The organism is Agrobacterium sp. 22117 (assembly GCF_052045735.1).
GTDB lineage: Bacteria > Pseudomonadota > Alphaproteobacteria > Rhizobiales > Rhizobiaceae > Agrobacterium > Agrobacterium cavarae.
Window position 1 is genome coordinate 703,011 of the sequence record NZ_JBQEPP010000003.1, and the last position, 14,774, is coordinate 717,784.

15 protein-coding genes and 1 pseudogene are annotated in these 14,774 nt (G+C 58.0%); 7 read left to right on the forward strand and 9 right to left on the reverse strand.

What is annotated here, in order from left to right; genetic code table 11:
* Positions 1-64: 64 nt before the first annotated feature.
* Both ACTJKV_RS11875 and ACTJKV_RS11880 read right to left on the reverse strand, forming a co-directional pair.
* Entirely contained in the window at positions 65-1,381 is a 1,317-nt protein-coding gene (locus ACTJKV_RS11875; protein ID WP_274102536.1) for a replication-associated recombination protein A, read from the reverse strand.
* Entirely contained in the window at positions 1,378-2,784 is a 1,407-nt protein-coding gene (locus ACTJKV_RS11880; RefSeq protein WP_274102537.1) for a DegQ family serine endoprotease, read from the reverse strand. Before ACTJKV_RS11880 ends, ACTJKV_RS11875 begins: the two co-directional genes overlap by 4 nt.
* Positions 2,785-2,956: 172 nt before the next feature.
* Between ACTJKV_RS11880 and ACTJKV_RS11885 the strand changes: the two genes are divergently transcribed.
* Positions 2,957-3,310 (forward strand): lysozyme inhibitor LprI family protein, encoded by a 354-nt coding sequence (locus ACTJKV_RS11885; protein ID WP_062440774.1) that lies wholly within the window; start codon positions 2,957-2,959, stop codon positions 3,308-3,310.
* On the opposite strand, the gene ACTJKV_RS11890 is transcribed toward ACTJKV_RS11885, so the two are convergent.
* A complete protein-coding gene (locus tag ACTJKV_RS11890) occupies positions 3,307-4,308 on the reverse strand; it encodes a serine hydrolase domain-containing protein (RefSeq protein WP_274102538.1) in 1,002 nt (333 codons plus the stop codon). The two genes, ACTJKV_RS11885 and ACTJKV_RS11890, sit on opposite strands and share 4 nt — an antisense overlap.
* A 161-nt stretch (positions 4,309-4,469) precedes the next feature.
* The gene (locus ACTJKV_RS11895; protein WP_274102539.1) at positions 4,470-5,147 is read right to left on the reverse strand and encodes an SDR family oxidoreductase; all 678 of its coding nucleotides are present in this window, start codon (positions 5,145-5,147) and stop codon (positions 4,470-4,472) included.
* A 141-nt stretch (positions 5,148-5,288) separates the two neighbouring features.
* Between ACTJKV_RS11895 and ACTJKV_RS11900 the strand changes: the two are divergent.
* A pseudogene (locus ACTJKV_RS11900) lies at positions 5,289-5,603 on the forward strand (GNAT family N-acetyltransferase); the annotation flags it as partial.
* 116 nt (positions 5,604-5,719) lie between these two features.
* Here the strand turns inward: ACTJKV_RS11900 and ilvD are convergent.
* Positions 5,720-7,555, reverse strand: a complete 1,836-nt coding sequence (gene ilvD, locus ACTJKV_RS11905) for a dihydroxy-acid dehydratase (protein ID WP_062427511.1) — start codon at positions 7,553-7,555, stop codon at positions 5,720-5,722.
* 260 nt (positions 7,556-7,815) lie between these two features.
* On the opposite strand from ilvD, the gene ACTJKV_RS11910 reads away from it, so the two are divergent.
* The 3 genes from ACTJKV_RS11910 (at position 7,816) to msrQ (ending at position 10,059) form a co-directional block, all read left to right on the forward strand.
* Positions 7,816-8,268 carry a hypothetical protein gene (locus ACTJKV_RS11910; protein ID WP_274102540.1) on the forward strand — a complete coding sequence of 151 codons (453 nt, stop codon included), beginning with the start codon at positions 7,816-7,818 and terminating at the stop codon, positions 8,266-8,268.
* 191 nt (positions 8,269-8,459) lie between these two features.
* Positions 8,460-9,401 (forward strand): protein-methionine-sulfoxide reductase catalytic subunit MsrP, encoded by a 942-nt coding sequence (gene msrP / locus ACTJKV_RS11915; RefSeq protein WP_113179761.1) that lies wholly within the window; start codon positions 8,460-8,462, stop codon positions 9,399-9,401.
* A gap of 1 nt (position 9,402) precedes the next feature.
* Positions 9,403-10,059, forward strand: a complete 657-nt coding sequence (msrQ, locus tag ACTJKV_RS11920) for a protein-methionine-sulfoxide reductase heme-binding subunit MsrQ (protein WP_274102541.1) — start codon at positions 9,403-9,405, stop codon at positions 10,057-10,059.
* Here msrQ and ACTJKV_RS11925 read toward each other — a convergent pair.
* Positions 10,034-10,441, reverse strand: a complete 408-nt coding sequence (locus tag ACTJKV_RS11925; protein ID WP_440598713.1) for a DUF2809 domain-containing protein — start codon at positions 10,439-10,441, stop codon at positions 10,034-10,036. The two genes, msrQ and ACTJKV_RS11925, sit on opposite strands and share 26 nt — an antisense overlap.
* An 80-nt stretch (positions 10,442-10,521) precedes the next feature.
* On the opposite strand from ACTJKV_RS11925, the gene ACTJKV_RS11930 reads away from it, so the two are divergent.
* Both ACTJKV_RS11930 and ACTJKV_RS11935 read left to right on the forward strand, forming a co-directional pair.
* The gene (locus tag ACTJKV_RS11930) at positions 10,522-11,379 is read left to right on the forward strand and encodes a DUF817 domain-containing protein (RefSeq protein ID WP_274102604.1); all 858 of its coding nucleotides are present in this window, start codon (positions 10,522-10,524) and stop codon (positions 11,377-11,379) included.
* A gap of 186 nt (positions 11,380-11,565) precedes the next feature.
* A complete protein-coding gene (locus ACTJKV_RS11935) occupies positions 11,566-11,943 on the forward strand; it encodes a hypothetical protein (protein ID WP_274102543.1) in 378 nt (125 codons plus the stop codon).
* A 601-nt stretch (positions 11,944-12,544) separates the two neighbouring features.
* Here ACTJKV_RS11935 and rplQ read toward each other — a convergent pair.
* From rplQ to rpsK, 3 genes are all read right to left on the reverse strand, one after another.
* Positions 12,545-12,970, reverse strand: a complete 426-nt coding sequence (rplQ, locus tag ACTJKV_RS11940; protein ID WP_062427518.1) for a 50S ribosomal protein L17 — start codon at positions 12,968-12,970, stop codon at positions 12,545-12,547.
* Between the two features lie 117 nt (positions 12,971-13,087).
* Entirely contained in the window at positions 13,088-14,098 is a 1,011-nt protein-coding gene (locus ACTJKV_RS11945; protein WP_003495228.1) for a DNA-directed RNA polymerase subunit alpha, read from the reverse strand.
* Between the two features lie 185 nt (positions 14,099-14,283).
* A complete protein-coding gene (rpsK, locus tag ACTJKV_RS11950; RefSeq protein WP_062427519.1) occupies positions 14,284-14,673 on the reverse strand; it encodes a 30S ribosomal protein S11 in 390 nt (129 codons plus the stop codon).
* Positions 14,674-14,774 lie beyond the last annotated feature (101 nt).

The window sequence follows — 14,774 nt, forward strand, 5'->3', positions numbered from 1 at the left end:
TCAACCGTCCAGCAGGAATGAGAAGCGAAGCGCAGACAGCCAGCCCTAAAGCTGGTTTTGCGCTTCAGCGAGGGTTGCGTTCCCGTCTCAGCTTAGACCACCAATCCAGGCGCTTGCGAATGTCGCGTTCAAAACCCCGGTCGGGCGGATCGTAGAAGGTAGTGCGCCCCATCTTTTCCGGGAAGTAATCCTGGCCTGAGAAGGCATCTGGTTCGTCGTGATCATAGCGATAGCCATCACCATAACCCTCGCCCTTCATCAGCTTGGTCGGCGCATTGAGAATATGCTTGGGAGGCAGGAGCGATCCGTTCTCCTTGGCGGCCCGCATCGCACTCTTGTAGGCTGTGTAGACCGCATTGGATTTCGGCGCCGTCGCCAGATAGACGCATGCCTGCGCCAGCGCCAGTTCCCCTTCCGGCGAGCCGAGATAATCATAGGCATCTTTCGCCGCATTGCAGATGACCAGTGCCTGCGGGTCGGCAAGCCCGATATCCTCGACTGCCATACGCACCAGGCGTCTGCCGAGATAAAGCGGATCTTCGCCCGCATCGAGCATCCGAGCCAGATAATAAAGCGCTGCATCGGGATCGGAGCCGCGCACCGACTTATGTAGCGCCGAGATCAGATTATAATGCCCGTCCTGGCCCTTGTCATAAACCGGCGCCCGACGCTGCACGATGCGGGTCAGCGCTTCCGTATCGAACACCTCGCCTTCGCGCGCCGCACGCCAGACTTCCTCGGCGAGCGTCAGCACGGCGCGACCGTCACCATCGGCCATGCGCAGCAGTGAGAGCTGCGCGTCTTCGTCGAGCGGCAGCGGCTTGGCTTCCGCCTCCTCGGCGCGCTTCAAGAGCTCCATCAGACTTACTTCGTCATGCGGCTTGAAGGTCAGAACGCGGGCACGCGACAGCAAAGCGGCATTCAGTTCGAAGGACGGGTTCTCGGTCGTCGCGCCCACGAGGATGATGGTTCCATCTTCCATCACCGGCAAAAAGCTGTCCTGCTGAGCCCGGTTGAAGCGATGGATTTCGTCGACGAAGAGCAGCGTTTGCCGCCCATTCATCCGCCGCGTCCTCGCAGCCTCGAACACCTTCTTCAGGTCGGCCACGCCGGAGAAGATTGCAGAAATCTGCTCGAAGGCGAGACCTGCTTCACCCGAAAGCAGCCGCGCGACGGTCGTTTTGCCCGTGCCCGGCGGCCCCCAGAAGATCATCGAGCCCAGCGAGCCGCTTTCGATCATGCGGCGCAGAACACCCTCTTCGCCCGTCAGATGCGGCTGACCTGTGACCTGTGCGATCGTAGTCGGCCGCAGCCTGTCTGCCAGAGGCCGCCGGTTGGCGACCTCCGCTGGAACCTGAGGTGCAAAGAGGTCTCCGCTCATCGCAGGAACTGCCGCAGGCGCTGACCATCGCGAATGATCTCAAGACGCCAGAAGCCCGGATCGTCATGCAGCGCTTCCTCCATCTGGGCGCTGGAGGTGATATCGGCGCCGTTCAACGACACGATGATATCCTTTGGCTGGAAGCCGACGCGCGAAGCGGGCGAACCGCGCGCGACATCGACGATCACGACACCGGAGGGTGTTCCGACCATACGCAACTCATCGGCAAGCTTCGGCGAAAGATTGGCAACCGTCGCGCCGGCAAATGGATTGCGACCCTCCAGCAGGCGCTCGTCACGCGGTGCCGTTTCCGGCGCAGTATCGAGCGAGATGGTGACGGTCTTTTCCTTGCCCTTGTCGATCAGTGCGATCTTGGCGGATTTGCCGATACCTGCCGTCGTCAGGCGATAACCCAGCGCATCCGGATGCTCCACCTCGATGCCATTTACGGCAGTGACCACCTGGCCAGGCTCGATGCCCGCCTTTTCCGCAGGACCACCCTTCACAACGCTGACGACGAGTGCGCCGCGCGCGCGCTTTAGCCCAAGAGCTTCCGCGACTTCGGAGGTAACCGGATCGAATGTTGCACCGACATACGGCCGCTGAAAACTCTTGTCGCCCTTTTCAGCCGCGGCCAGGAACACCTTGACCAGGTTCGCAGGGATGGCAAAGCCGATACCGTTGGAGCCACCGCCGCGCGAGAAGATCGCCGTATTGATGCCGATCAGCTCGCCGTTCATGTTCATCAGTGCGCCACCGGAGTTGCCGGGATTGATCGAGGCATCCGTCTGGATGAAGAAGCCGAAATCGCCTTGCGTCACCTGATTGCGCGCCAAGGCTGAGACGATACCGCTGGTGACGGTCTGGCCCACACCGAACGGGTTACCGATGGCAAGCACCAGATCACCCACTTCCGTGGCATCTGAATTGCCGAGCGGCAGCACGGGGAACTGTTCCTTTGCATCGATCTGCAATACGGCGAGATCGACACGGTCGTCCTTCAGGAGAACCTTGGAGGAAAACTCACGGCCATCGGCCAACGCGACCTTGATGTCGTCGGCGCCTTCGATGACGTGGTTGTTCGTCACCACCAGGCCACTGGCCGAAACGATAACGCCGGAGCCCAGCGAAGATTGCTTTTCCGTGCGGTTCGGCAATTGCTGGCCGAAGAATTGTTCGAAGAACGGGTCGCCGGCAAAGGGCGAGGCGCGGCGCTGGACGATACGCTCGGCATAAACGTTCACCACGGCACCGGATGTGCGCTTGACCAGCGGAGCAAAGGACAGCTGCATCTCCATGCGGCTGGCCGGCACCGCTTTAGCGTCCTGCGCCTGCGCACCCAAGGGCGCAAGAAGCAACGCAGCAAGAAAGCCGTGGGCCATGAATTTCAACACGCGCTGCATGTGATTCCTCATCTTCATCAATAGGATGCAGTTATAGCGTCTCAGCCTATAAATCAAAGGGCGGCAATATCATGACGCACGGCTTTACAAGCGAGCGCTTTACTTTCTTTGGAACTGGTTTCGATGTCTGAGAATTGAACCGCCAAGATATGATGAAAGATGAGACAGAAAAATGCAGTTTCGAAAACACGCTCTGGCCCTGTTTATTGTTTGCGCCTCCTATTCGCATGGATCGCCCGTCGGAGCCGCGAGCTTCGATTGCAGCAAGACTGATCTCGCGGCAGATGAGAAGACCATCTGCGAGAACCGCGCCCTGAATGATCAGGACGTGAAAATGGCCACCACCTTCGACATCCTCACTCAGCTCATGGCCATGGGGTCTCGTGATGCACTGAAAACCGAACAGAGCGAATGGCTGAAGCGTCGCCAGACCTGTGAAGCGGATGTCGCCTGCCTTACCAAGGCTTATGACGAGCGCATGGTTAAACTTGGCGAAGCATTCCAGAGCATCAACCGCCCACTCTAACTCGCCGCGATGATATTCGTCATCAAACCTTGCAACGCATCCCGGTAACCCGTGCGCGCCGAGGGCGCATCTTCTCGGGACGTCATGACCACAGAGAGCTTTTTCGACGGCACGATATAGAGCATCTGTCCGCCATAGCCCCAGGCGTAGAATACGTTCTCTCCCGCCATCTCCTTGATGAACCAGCAATAGCCATAACCGTCTCCATTGAACACCGAGTTCGTTCGCTGCGTCCAGGACTGGTCGATCCATGATTGCGAGAGGATGCGCTCGCCATCGGCGGTAACGCCACCACGCCTATACAATTCTCCGAAAGCCAAGAGCGAACGCGCCGTCATCGCCATCTGGTTACCGCCCAGATAAATGCCCTGCGGATCACGTTCCCAGCTGCCGATGGCAAACCCATCGAGCGGTTTGAACCAGTCTCGGGCAAGCGCCAGCGTCGGGCGGCCGGAGGCTTTCGTCAAAATGGCCGAGAGGAGATGCGTTGACGCCGTCGAATAGAGCATGCCACCACCCGGCTCGCCATCGAAGCCCGAGCCGAGGGCTGTGCGTACCCAGTTTCGGCTCGCGACCCAGCGCCCGTAATTTGGACCAGACATGCGTGCGAGACCAGACTGCATCGAAAGCAGATTGCCGATCGTAACACGTTCCAGTCGCGGATCGGAGTTCGCGGGAAAGTCGGCTCTCAGCACGGAGGCGATAGGCTGATCGGTACCCTCTAAAATCTTGCGATCGATTGCCATGCCAACAAGGGCAGAGACGATCGACTTGGACGCGGACTTGATATTGGTCGATCCGTTGAGCGATGAACCATTATAGGCGCGCGAGGCGACTTCCTCGCCATCGAGGCTGACGATCACCGCCTTCAGCGTCTGGAGAGAACCCGCCCCTTCCAGGATGGGATCGAATTCGGCGCTTGTGCCTGACGATTGCGCGCGAACCGCTGTGGCGAAAGGCAGGGAGGCGAGGAGTGCGAGTGCTGTGCGACGTTTCATGTCTACCTAGGTAAGCGCTGCCACGATCAAAGGAAGCAGCATCACCACCTTGTGACTCGCAAAGCGTCGATGGCGAAAATGATTCTGGAAACAATGCGTTTCAGCACTTTCCTGAATCAAAATCTCAACGCCCTGATTCATTTTTTGAAGAAACACGAACGTTATTCCTCATAGATCATCTTCCGGGTCATTCCACCATCCAGCACCAGAACCTGACCCGTCATGAAGCCGGCACCCGCTAGATAGAGCACAGCGTCAGCAATATCCTTCGGCCTGCCAACGCGCCCTACCGGATGCTGCGCATGGTCCTTTTTGCGAAGATCAGTTTCATCGGTCACCCAACCCGGCGCGATCGCATTGACGCGGATCTTTGGCCCGAGACTGACAGCCAGCGCATGGGTGAAGGCAACAAGCCCACCCTTGGACGCGGCATAGGCCTCGGTTTCCGGTTCGGACATGAAGGCGCGCGTCGAGACCATATTAACGATGCTCGCACCCTCGCCCATCAGCGGCACGGCGGACCTTGTCATCAGGAAGGCGCCCGTCAAATGGCTATCGGTGACCTTGCGCCAGTCGGCAAGCGACAGCTCATGGATCGGCCCATTAACCGGGCTTGCAATACCGGCGTTGTTGACGAGCAGTTCAAGCCCTTTCCAACCAAGCTGATCGAAGGCGGCAAGCACTGAGGTCTCATTTCCCACGTCACACAGAATGTTGCGCGCCGCTGTCTTGGTGTCCTTGATATCGAAGCACGCAACGGTCCAGCCGTCGTCCAACAAAGCCTCGATAATTCCCGTTCCGATCAAGCCACCGCCGCCGGTCACAACTGCCCGCTTCATGATTTTCTCCCTAGCAATTCATGCGGCAACGTTTTCGATTGCCGGGTTGTTCCGATGCTGAAACAAGGGTTGCGTCGACGAACGTCTCGCGCATGATGAGGTCGATGAACAAGGTTCGAGACGGCTGTTGGTGAATTCGGCTATTGGCTCGGCCGCAGCGCTTGGGGCAAAGGCTTTGCCACGGAGGCAGCACGTCTTGTCATCAACCATGCTTTCGAGTGCCTAGAGATCGACACGCTTCATGCCAGCCCGATCGCGGACAACAAAGCATCTCGCCATCTGCTGGAGAAGCTGGGGTTTGAAAGGAACGGCGTCGCCAGAGCCTTTTGCTGTCAGCGTAGCAAGGTCGTGCCCCTTATCCGTTACAAGCTTGAGCGGCTGACATGGGAAAACGCTCAAAGCCGCGACCGAAGATGGAGGCGAAGTCTCAGCCCTTATCCAGAATCCGCATGGTGATCGGGACCTGATTCAATTTCATAACCAAACCTCCCAATCCGTTGAAGGAAATGAAAAAACGCCCGCGTCAGGGCGTTTTCCATTTTTACAAGATCATGCTGAGACCGGGAGAAAACTCACTCCGGCAAAATGCGCACCGCACCCTTATCCGCGCTGGATGCAAAGGCGGCATAGGCCTTCAGCGCGGTGGTAACGTTGCGCTTGCGGAATTCCGCCGGCTTCCAGCCAAGCTGATCCTGCTCCGCGCGACGGGCCGCAAGTTCGGCGTCCGAAACCTTGAGGTTGATCGTGCGGTTGGGGATGTCGATCTCGATGAGATCGCCCTGACGCACGAGGCCGATGGCGCCGCCCTGGGCCGCTTCCGGAGAGGCGTGACCGATGGAGAGGCCCGACGTGCCGCCGGAGAAACGACCATCGGTGATCAACGCGCAGGCTTTGCCCAGACCCTTGGATTTCAGATAGCTCGTCGGATAGAGCATTTCCTGCATGCCGGGGCCGCCCTTCGGGCCTTCATAACGGATGACGACGACATCGCCCGCCTTGACCTCGTTGGAGAGAATGCCCTTCACCGCAGCGTCCTGGCTTTCATAGACAACAGCGCTGCCATTGAACTTCAAGATGCTTTCGTCCACGCCCGCGGTCTTTACGATGCAGCCATCCAGCGCGATGTTGCCGTAAAGAACGGCAAGGCCGCCGTCCTTCGAGAAGGGCTTTTCGACTGAGCGGATAACGCCGTTTTCGCTGTCGGTATCGAGATCGTCCCAGCGCGAAGACTGGCTGAAGGCAACCTGGGTGGGCACGCCACCAGGCGCCGCCTTGAAGAACTCGCGCACCGTTTCGGAATTGGTGCGGGTAATATCCCAGCGGTCGATAGCGTCACCCAGCGTGGGCTCATGAACAGTATGGCAATCGCGATTGATGAGGCCGCCACGGTCGAGTTCACCCAGAATACGCATGATGCCGCCGGCGCGGTGCACGTCTTCCATATGCACGTCCTGCTTGGCAGGCGCGACCTTGGAAAGGCAAGGGACCTTGCGCGAAAGCCGGTCGATGTCTTCCATCGTAAATTCGATTCCACCTTCATGCGCCGCTGCCAGAATATGCAGAACCGTATTGGTGGAACCGCCCATGGCGATATCGAGCGACATGGCGTTCTCGAATGCGGCCTTGGAAGCGATGGTGCGCGGCAGCACGGTCTCGTCATCCTGCTCGTAATAGCGACGTGCCAGATCGACGATCAGGTGACCGGCTTCAACGAAGAGACGCTTGCGATCGGAGTGGGTCGCGAGCGTCGAGCCGTTGCCGGGCAGAGAAAGACCAAGCGCCTCCGTCAAGCAGTTCATCGAGTTGGCCGTGAACATGCCCGAGCACGAACCGCAGGTCGGACAGGCCGAGCGCTCGATGATCTTCACGTCTTCATCGGAAACCTTGTCATCGGCAGCAGCAACCATGGCATCGACCAGATCGAGCGCAACGGTCTTGCCATGCAGAACGACCTTACCGGCTTCCATCGGGCCGCCGGAGACGAAGACGGCAGGAATGTTGAGACGCATCGCGGCATTCAGCATGCCGGGCGTGATCTTGTCGCAGTTGGAGATGCAAACCATGGCATCGGCGCAATGCGCATTGACCATATATTCGACGGAGTCCGCGATGATCTCGCGCGACGGTAGCGAATAGAGCATGCCATCGTGACCCATGGCGATACCATCATCCACGGCGATCGTATTGAATTCCTTGGCAACGCCGCCCGCCGCCTCGATCTCGCGCGCGACGAGCTGGCCGAGATCCTTCAGGTGAACGTGACCAGGCACGAACTGCGTGAAGGAGTTCACCACCGCAATGATCGGCTTACCGAAATCGCCATCCTTCATACCGGTGGCGCGCCAAAGGCCACGCGCACCCGCCATGTTGCGGCCATGGGTTGTCGTTCTGGAGCGATAGACAGGCATCTCGTTATTCCTCGGTTCTCTCAAACTCGCGGGCATATCTCCCAGGCACATCAACGCGCCCTGCCCGCTTAAAATCTGACGCGTCTTCTACTCCATTCGCAAACTCCTGTCACTGTCACCTTGCGGCAAAACAGTACGGTGCGGTACGGTACGCCAATTCATTTGTTTCTCACCTGTACTGAGGGTGATACGATGCGTGACACGCATAGGTGCCAGTTGACGCGACTGTCTGTGAGGACGATCCAAGGTTGGAGATTTCAATGATCGTAATGCTTCTGCGGACACTCAGAATAGCGCCAGCATCGTTGTTGGCATTGACCTGCATGTCCCAGGCAGCCGAAGTAAAAGTCCAACAGGTTCGGGTAGCAGTTCTCCTTGACGCGTCCAAGGAGCCGCTCATCGCGACAGCAGCCTGCGAAAGCGGCAGGAACTGCGCCATCATTTCGGAACCAAAGCTCGGCATTACGGTGGGTATCGAGTTAGGTCAGGCAAACGGTATCTACCCAAACACACTGACCGTTGCCTGCGCCTCGCCCTGCTCGTTCCATACAGGTCAAGCGCGTATCACCTTTAGGGGCCAGGAAACCTTCAATCTTTTCGAGGGCGAGTCGCCGAGCGTCATGCACTATCTCGTCCAGCGCCCAAGGAAAAAAATCGGCGAAATCTCCGTCATTACAGTACCCAGCGAACCAATCCTTCGTCCACCTATCTGACCAGAATGTAGAACTTGTTTTACAAAGAAGGGCGCTCGCTCGTCATAGCAGACGAACATATTGCACCACGCTTTCACTTTCGCGCGATTAAGTGAACCGACGCCTGTTGTTTGCCGTAAACCAGGATCATATCATATGGACTTGCCTCATCATGCACGTCCGGTGCAGCACCTGTTTCTCAGGAGATTTCGATGCCCGTCTATCGCCCACCCCGTATCGCCTCCAGCGAAATCACGCCGCGCGATGTTTATCTCTCCAGGCGTCGCTTTCTCGGCACGGCGGCGGGGCTCGCGGCCATCGGGCTGACGGGTCGCGAAGCGGTCGCGGCGCCACTGACGGCAAAGCCGGGCGCCTATAAGCTGGATGAGCAACTGACGCCGCTTGATGCCGTCACCAGCTACAACAACTTCTATGAATTCGGCGTCGGCAAATCCGACCCGAAAGAAAACTCCGGAAAGTTCAAACCGACGCCCTGGACCGTGAAGGTCGACGGTCTCGTCGGCAAGCCGAGAGAGTTCGGGCTTGAAGAGTTGATGAAGTTCGATCTTGAGGAGCGCCCTTACCGCATGCGCTGCGTCGAAGGCTGGTCGATGGCGATCCCATGGATCGGCTTTCCGCTGGCAAGCCTTCTCGACAAGGTAGAGCCACTCGGCAGTGCGAAATTTGTCTCCTTCGAGACCGTCGTTCGCCCCGATGAGATGCCGGGTCAAAGCGGGCTTTTCCAGCCGCTCAACTGGCCCTATGTCGAAGGCCTGCGCCTCGACGAGGCCCGTCATCCACTGACGATCCTGGCTGTCGGCCTCTATGGCGAGACCCTACCGAACCAGAACGGCGCGCCGATCCGCCTCGTGGTTCCTTGGAAATACGGCTTCAAGGGCATCAAGTCGATCGTCCGCATTTCGCTGGTCGAGAAACAGCCCGAAACCACGTGGAAAAACTCCAACGCGCGGGAATACGGCTTCTATTCCAACGTCAATCCTAACGTCGATCATCCCCGCTGGAGCCAGGCCACGGAGCAGCGCATCGGCGAAGGCGGCTTCTTCAGCGTCAAGAACCGGCCGACGCTGATGTTCAACGGCTATGAAGACGTTGCTAGCCTCTATACCGGCCTGGACTTGAAGGCGAATTATTGACATGGCATTCGCCCTGCCCCTGCCTTCCTTGCCCAAACGCTACCAGCCCGCCGCCATCTGGGCACTCTACATCCTCGGCCTCTGTCCCGGCCTGTGGTATTTTTACCTGGCCGCGACAGGTGGGCTTGGATTTAATCCCGTCAAGGATTTCGAGCATCTGCTGGGCATCTGGGCTCTGCGCTTCCTCTGCCTTGGGCTGCTGGTGACCCCACTGCGCGATCTGTTCAACATCAACCTGATTGCCTATCGACGCGCCCTCGGCCTCTTGGCCTTCTATTATGTGCTGGCGCATTTTGCGGTCTATTTGACGCTCGATCGCGGTCTGGTCTTCAGCTCCATCATCGGCGATGTTCTGAGACGCCCCTACATCATGTTCGGCATGGCGGGACTGGCAATGCTTCTGCCCCTGGCATTGACCTCGAACCGCTGGTCGATCCGCAACCTCGGCTCGCGATGGAACACGCTCCATAAGCTCGCCTATCCGGTGCTCATCGTCGCCGTTCTTCACTTCGTTCTGGCGCGCAAGAGCCTGACGCTGGAACCGGCCTTCTACATCACCCTCACGATCCTGCTCCTCGGCTATCGCCTGATCCGGCCAACCATCATGGCGCGGCGCAGAGCCCGCAGAGCCGCTACCGCTTCGCGACCTGCAGCGTGATCGCGGCAGCCATTCCGATACCGGCGAAATAGCAAAGGATATTCCACGGCGAGAACACGCGGCCGAGCAGCAAGGTGCCGGTCGCCGTGTCGCGGAATGTATCCAGCGCCGGGAAATGCACCAATCTCAACAACTCCACAGCGATAGCGAAGCAGCACGTGGCGGCGATGATGAAAAGCTGCGTCCTGTGGTTCACGAATAGCAGCGCCGCCAGAAGATAGACCATCGCGCCCCACAACACCGAACCGCCATATTTGACGATGAGGAATGGCAGTCCGATCATGTATCCGTAACGACGCAGCGCCAGTCCCGCCAGAATGACGAGGATGAGGCCTGACAGGATCAGCACTCGGGACGCATAAAATTTGCCGCTATCGATCATCATCATCCTGCCTTACGTCGATTCCCTCACCCATTTCGCGACGCCGGTAAACAGGAGCATAGACCTTGGTATCCGATACAATGTTCCCGGCAACCCGTCTGTCATTCCTGGATCATTATCTTTGTGACGCGCGGCCTTGGGGAGGCTTGAGCGGCATCAGGCGCTTTGCCGTTGAATTCCTCTACTTCGGTATCAAGAATGCCAGAGCCTGCCTATTTGCCGGGCTGTTCTTCCTGTCCATCTTTCTGGTGCCGCGTGCCGGCCTCTTCGGTCTGCCGCGCTACGACGTTCTTCTCGTCATTGCGTTGACGATCCAGATCTTCATGATCTGGAGCAAGCTCGAGACGCTCGATGAGGCGAAAGCGATCTTCCTGTTTCACATCGTCGGCTTCGCGCTGGAATTGTTCAAGACATCCGGCGCCATCCAGTCATGGTCCTACCAAGACTTCGCTTACAGCAAAGTCTTAGGTGTGCCTCTGTTTTCCGGCTTTATGTACGCGGCCGTCGGCAGCTACATCATTCAAGCGTGGCGGCTATTCGATTTGAGAATTCGCCATCATCCGCCTTACTGGATGGCAACGCTGATCGCGCTTGCGATCTACGCCAACTTCTTCACCCATCACTATATTGGCGACTATCGCTGGTACATCGCCGCCTGCGCGCTGGGCCTTTATGCCCGCACCACAGTGACCTACCGCCCTTATGACAGGGATCGGGAGATGCCACTGCTTCTTTCCTTCATCCTCATCGGCTTCTTCGTTTGGCTGGCGGAAAACATCTCTACCTTCTTTGCCATCTGGAGCTACCCCAACCAACTCGGCGCATGGTCCGCAGTGAGCCTCGGCAAATGGAGTTCGTGGTCGCTGCTCGTCATCATGACTTTCACCATCGTCTGCCATTTGAAGCATATCAAACACAGAATCTTCATCCCGGAGTAGAGGCAGACTACAAACACACCTAACGGTTTTGTTTCACTCCGAAAAATCGTACGAGAAACCATAATTTACAGACCTTCAGATGAGGCCTATCTTCAAGTCTTATGCCGGATACGGCCGCCGACATGACGTCGTGAAGATCTGCGTGATGACCACGAAACGTTCTGCCTCTCTTGAAAGGAACCGGCGTTGCGTATTGGTATCTTCATTCTTCTGGCAAGCCTGTCCAGCGCTCCGGCTTTAGCCGCCTCCACCGCCAAGCCTGGCCCCTCCCAGACGGATTACATGTTCCAGTGTGGAGCGACCTTCATCATCAACGCCCACGCGTTGCAGGATGGTCCAAAATCCGCCAAGGCGAGAGCGCAGGCGCAGGCTTACGAAAGCAGGTTCAACAGACTCGCTGCGATGGCGGAAGCGTCTTTCGAAGAGAACAGAATGTCGAAGTCGGAAGCCCGGACCTACCTGCAGAAGCACGTCGACACGATGTCCGCGATCTTTGCCAAAGACCCCGACTCCATGAAGCGCTTCGTCACCCTTTGCGACGCGCGTTTCCCAGAAAAACAGTAGGCCGGTCAAAGCCTCTCATGGACGGACGCCGGGGTATCTCGCAATGGCGTCATGCGCACAACGAAGGTGCGCTGCATGAGCAACAGCCACAGGTGTTTGCTGCGTTATCCCCTAGCAGCAACGAGCAAAACTGATAGCGAGAGGCGTCAGACTACACCCGCCGACGTCGCTTGACCGTCTGGCCCGAGAAAACCACGCACCGAAAACATTGATCGGCATTTTCGACTACTATTGGGCAAGAAAGCCGCGACGCTTCAAAGTGTCCCTGCACTAGCTTGTGTCGGCCGATACAAACCGCGTTGGTGTCACAGTGCTGGCCACACCGCGACTTGAGACATCAATGCATGAACCAGGAGGTTCTGACAGCATCGGCCCGAAAATCGAAATCGATTCTCGCAAAGCACGATGCGTAGATCAAAGAAGATGAAGCATCCTCTGTGCGTTCAATAGAGACGCACGGCGCGCTAGACATTTCGACACCGGTCATCCAACCGCTTCCCCATCGTGCCGGACCGCTTCACCCGCCCGACCATGCAAGAAGGCAAAGAAGCCGGGTGATCGCTCACCCGGCTTCTCAAGTCTTGATGCTTAAGCGCGAGGCTTATGCAGCTTCGGCAGCAGCCGTCTCAGCAGCAACGCGAGCCTTGTCGGCTGCGCCCTTGGCGTCGACGTCGCGCTCGACGAATTCAACGACAGCCATAGCCGCGTTGTCGCCCTGACGGAAGCCAGCCTTCATGATGCGGATGTAGCCGCCGTTACGGTTTGCGTAACGAGCTGCAATCGCGTCGAAGAGCTTACGGACAGCGTCCTGGTCCTTGATCTGCGAGATGGCCTGACGACGAGCGTGCAGGTCACCACGCTTGCCGAGCGTGACCAGCTTTTCTACGATCGGGCGAATTTCCTTCGCCTTCGGCAGAGTGGTGACGATCTGCTCATGGGTGATGAGCGAAGCAGCCATGTTGGCAAACATTGCCTTGCGGTGGCTGGCGGTTCTATTGAGCTTGCGGCCTGAATTTCCGTGGCGCATTGCTATTCTCCTTTAGTGCAGGTTCCCTATCCGGTCCTGCCGTTTCCTGGCACATGCAGACGACTGGTCTGCTGTTTGACGGGGAAAGGCAGTCTTTGAGGGCCTGCCTTTTCTTTGTTAGTACTGGTCTTCGTAACGCTTAGCGAGATCTTCGATGTTCTCTGGTGGCCATGCGGGCACTTCCATGCCGAGATGCAGACCCATGGAAGCGAGAACTTCCTTGATTTCGTTGAGCGACTTGCGACCGAAGTTCGGCGTGCGAAGCATTTCGGCTTCGGTCTTCTGGATCAGGTCGCCGATATAGACGATGTTGTCGTTCTTCAGGCAGTTTGCCGAACGAACGGACAGCTCGAGCTCGTCGACCTTCTTGAGAAGTGCCGGGTTGAACGCCAGTTCCGTAACCGATTCTTCTTCTGCTTCCTTCTGCGGCTCGTCGAAGTTGACGAACACGCCAAGTTGGTCCTGAAGAATACGAGCGGCGAAGGCAACGGCGTCTTCGCCGGAAACCGAACCGTTGGTCTCAATCGTCATGATCAGCTTGTCATAGTCGAGAACCTGACCTTCACGGGTGTTTTCCACCTTGTAGGACACTTTCTTGACCGGAGAATAAAGGCTGTCCACAGGGATGAGGCCGATCGGGGCATCTTCCGCGCGGTTACGCTCTGCAGGCACATAGCCCTTGCCGTTGTTGACGGTGAATTCCATGCGGATTTCAGCGCCATCGTCGAGCGTGCAGATAACATGGTCGGGGTTCAGGATCTCGATGTCGCCAACCGTCTGGATATCGCCAGCGGTAACGGCACCAGGGCCCTGCTTGCGCACGACCATGCGCTTGGAGTCATCGCCGTCCATCTTGATGGCGATTTCCTTGATGTTGAGCACGATATCCGTCACATCTTCCCGAACGCCGGGGATGGAGGAGAACTCGTGCAGGACGCCGTCGATCTGCACGGCAGTAACAGCGGCGCCACGCAGAGACGACAGGAGCACGCGACGCAGCGCGTTGCCGAGCGTCAGACCGAAACCACGCTCCAGCGGCTCAGCAACAAGCGTTGCCTTGGTGCGGCTGGAGGACGTGAACTCGACCTTGTTCGGCTTGATCAGTTCCTGCCAATTCTTTTGAATCATCTTTAAACCTTCCGTTCGCCGCCACCATCCAATCGTGGCGGACCGAGCATGATCACCGAGAGGAACCGCAAAGGTTCATCGGAGGGTTTCAAGCGTAAGCACACCGGCCACGCCGGCAACCACACGCCGATTACGCGAAAATTCCGCCAGACCGATGGAAAGGCGGAACCTCCAGACAGAACGCGTTAGACGCGGCGCTTCTTGCGCGGGCGGCAACCGTTGTGCGGGATCGGCGTCACGTCGCGGATGGAAGTGATGAGGAAACCGGCAGCCTGCAGAGCGCGAAGTGCGGACTCACGACCCGAACCCGGACCGCAAACCTCGACCTCAAGCGACTTCATGCCATGTTCCTGAGCCTTCTTGGCGCAATCTTCAGCAGCGATCTGGGCAGCGAACGGGGTCGACTTACGCGAACCCTTGAAGCCCTTGGCACCGGCAGACGACCAGGCAATCGCGTTGCCCTGTGCGTCGGTGATGGTGATCATCGTGTTGTTGAAGGTCGAGTTGACGTGCGCTACACCCGACGTGATATTTTTGCGTTCGCGACGGCGTACGCGTGCGGCTTCCTTGGCCATGATAGTCCTTTCATTGATCTCTTCACCGCCGTAACACCAGCGGCTACACCGGCGCGCCACCCGCTTGCGAGCATTGCGCCAAACTCAGAAAGGCTGGCGCG

Coding starts and splice junctions, on each gene's coding strand:
- ACTJKV_RS11875 (WP_274102536.1), bottom strand. CDS start 1,381: ATGAGCGGAGACCTCTTTGCACCTCAGGTTCCAGCGGAGGTCGCCAAC.
- ACTJKV_RS11880 (WP_274102537.1), bottom strand. CDS start 2,784: ATGCAGCGCGTGTTGAAATTCATGGCCCACGGCTTTCTTGCTGCGTTG.
- ACTJKV_RS11885 (WP_062440774.1), top strand. CDS start 2,957: ATGCAGTTTCGAAAACACGCTCTGGCCCTGTTTATTGTTTGCGCCTCC.
- ACTJKV_RS11890 (WP_274102538.1), bottom strand. CDS start 4,308: ATGAAACGTCGCACAGCACTCGCACTCCTCGCCTCCCTGCCTTTCGCC.
- ACTJKV_RS11895 (WP_274102539.1), bottom strand. CDS start 5,147: ATGAAGCGGGCAGTTGTGACCGGCGGCGGTGGCTTGATCGGAACGGGA.
- ilvD (WP_062427511.1), bottom strand. CDS start 7,555: ATGCCTGTCTATCGCTCCAGAACGACAACCCATGGCCGCAACATGGCG.
- ACTJKV_RS11910 (WP_274102540.1), top strand. CDS start 7,816: ATGATCGTAATGCTTCTGCGGACACTCAGAATAGCGCCAGCATCGTTG.
- msrP (WP_113179761.1), top strand. CDS start 8,460: ATGCCCGTCTATCGCCCACCCCGTATCGCCTCCAGCGAAATCACGCCG.
- msrQ (WP_274102541.1), top strand. CDS start 9,403: ATGGCATTCGCCCTGCCCCTGCCTTCCTTGCCCAAACGCTACCAGCCC.
- ACTJKV_RS11925 (WP_440598713.1), bottom strand. CDS start 10,441: ATGATCGATAGCGGCAAATTTTATGCGTCCCGAGTGCTGATCCTGTCA.
- ACTJKV_RS11930 (WP_274102604.1), top strand. CDS start 10,522: ATGTTCCCGGCAACCCGTCTGTCATTCCTGGATCATTATCTTTGTGAC.
- rplQ (WP_062427518.1), bottom strand. CDS start 12,970: ATGCGCCACGGAAATTCAGGCCGCAAGCTCAATAGAACCGCCAGCCAC.
- ACTJKV_RS11945 (WP_003495228.1), bottom strand. CDS start 14,098: ATGATTCAAAAGAATTGGCAGGAACTGATCAAGCCGAACAAGGTCGAG.
- rpsK (WP_062427519.1), bottom strand. CDS start 14,673: ATGGCCAAGGAAGCCGCACGCGTACGCCGTCGCGAACGCAAAAATATC.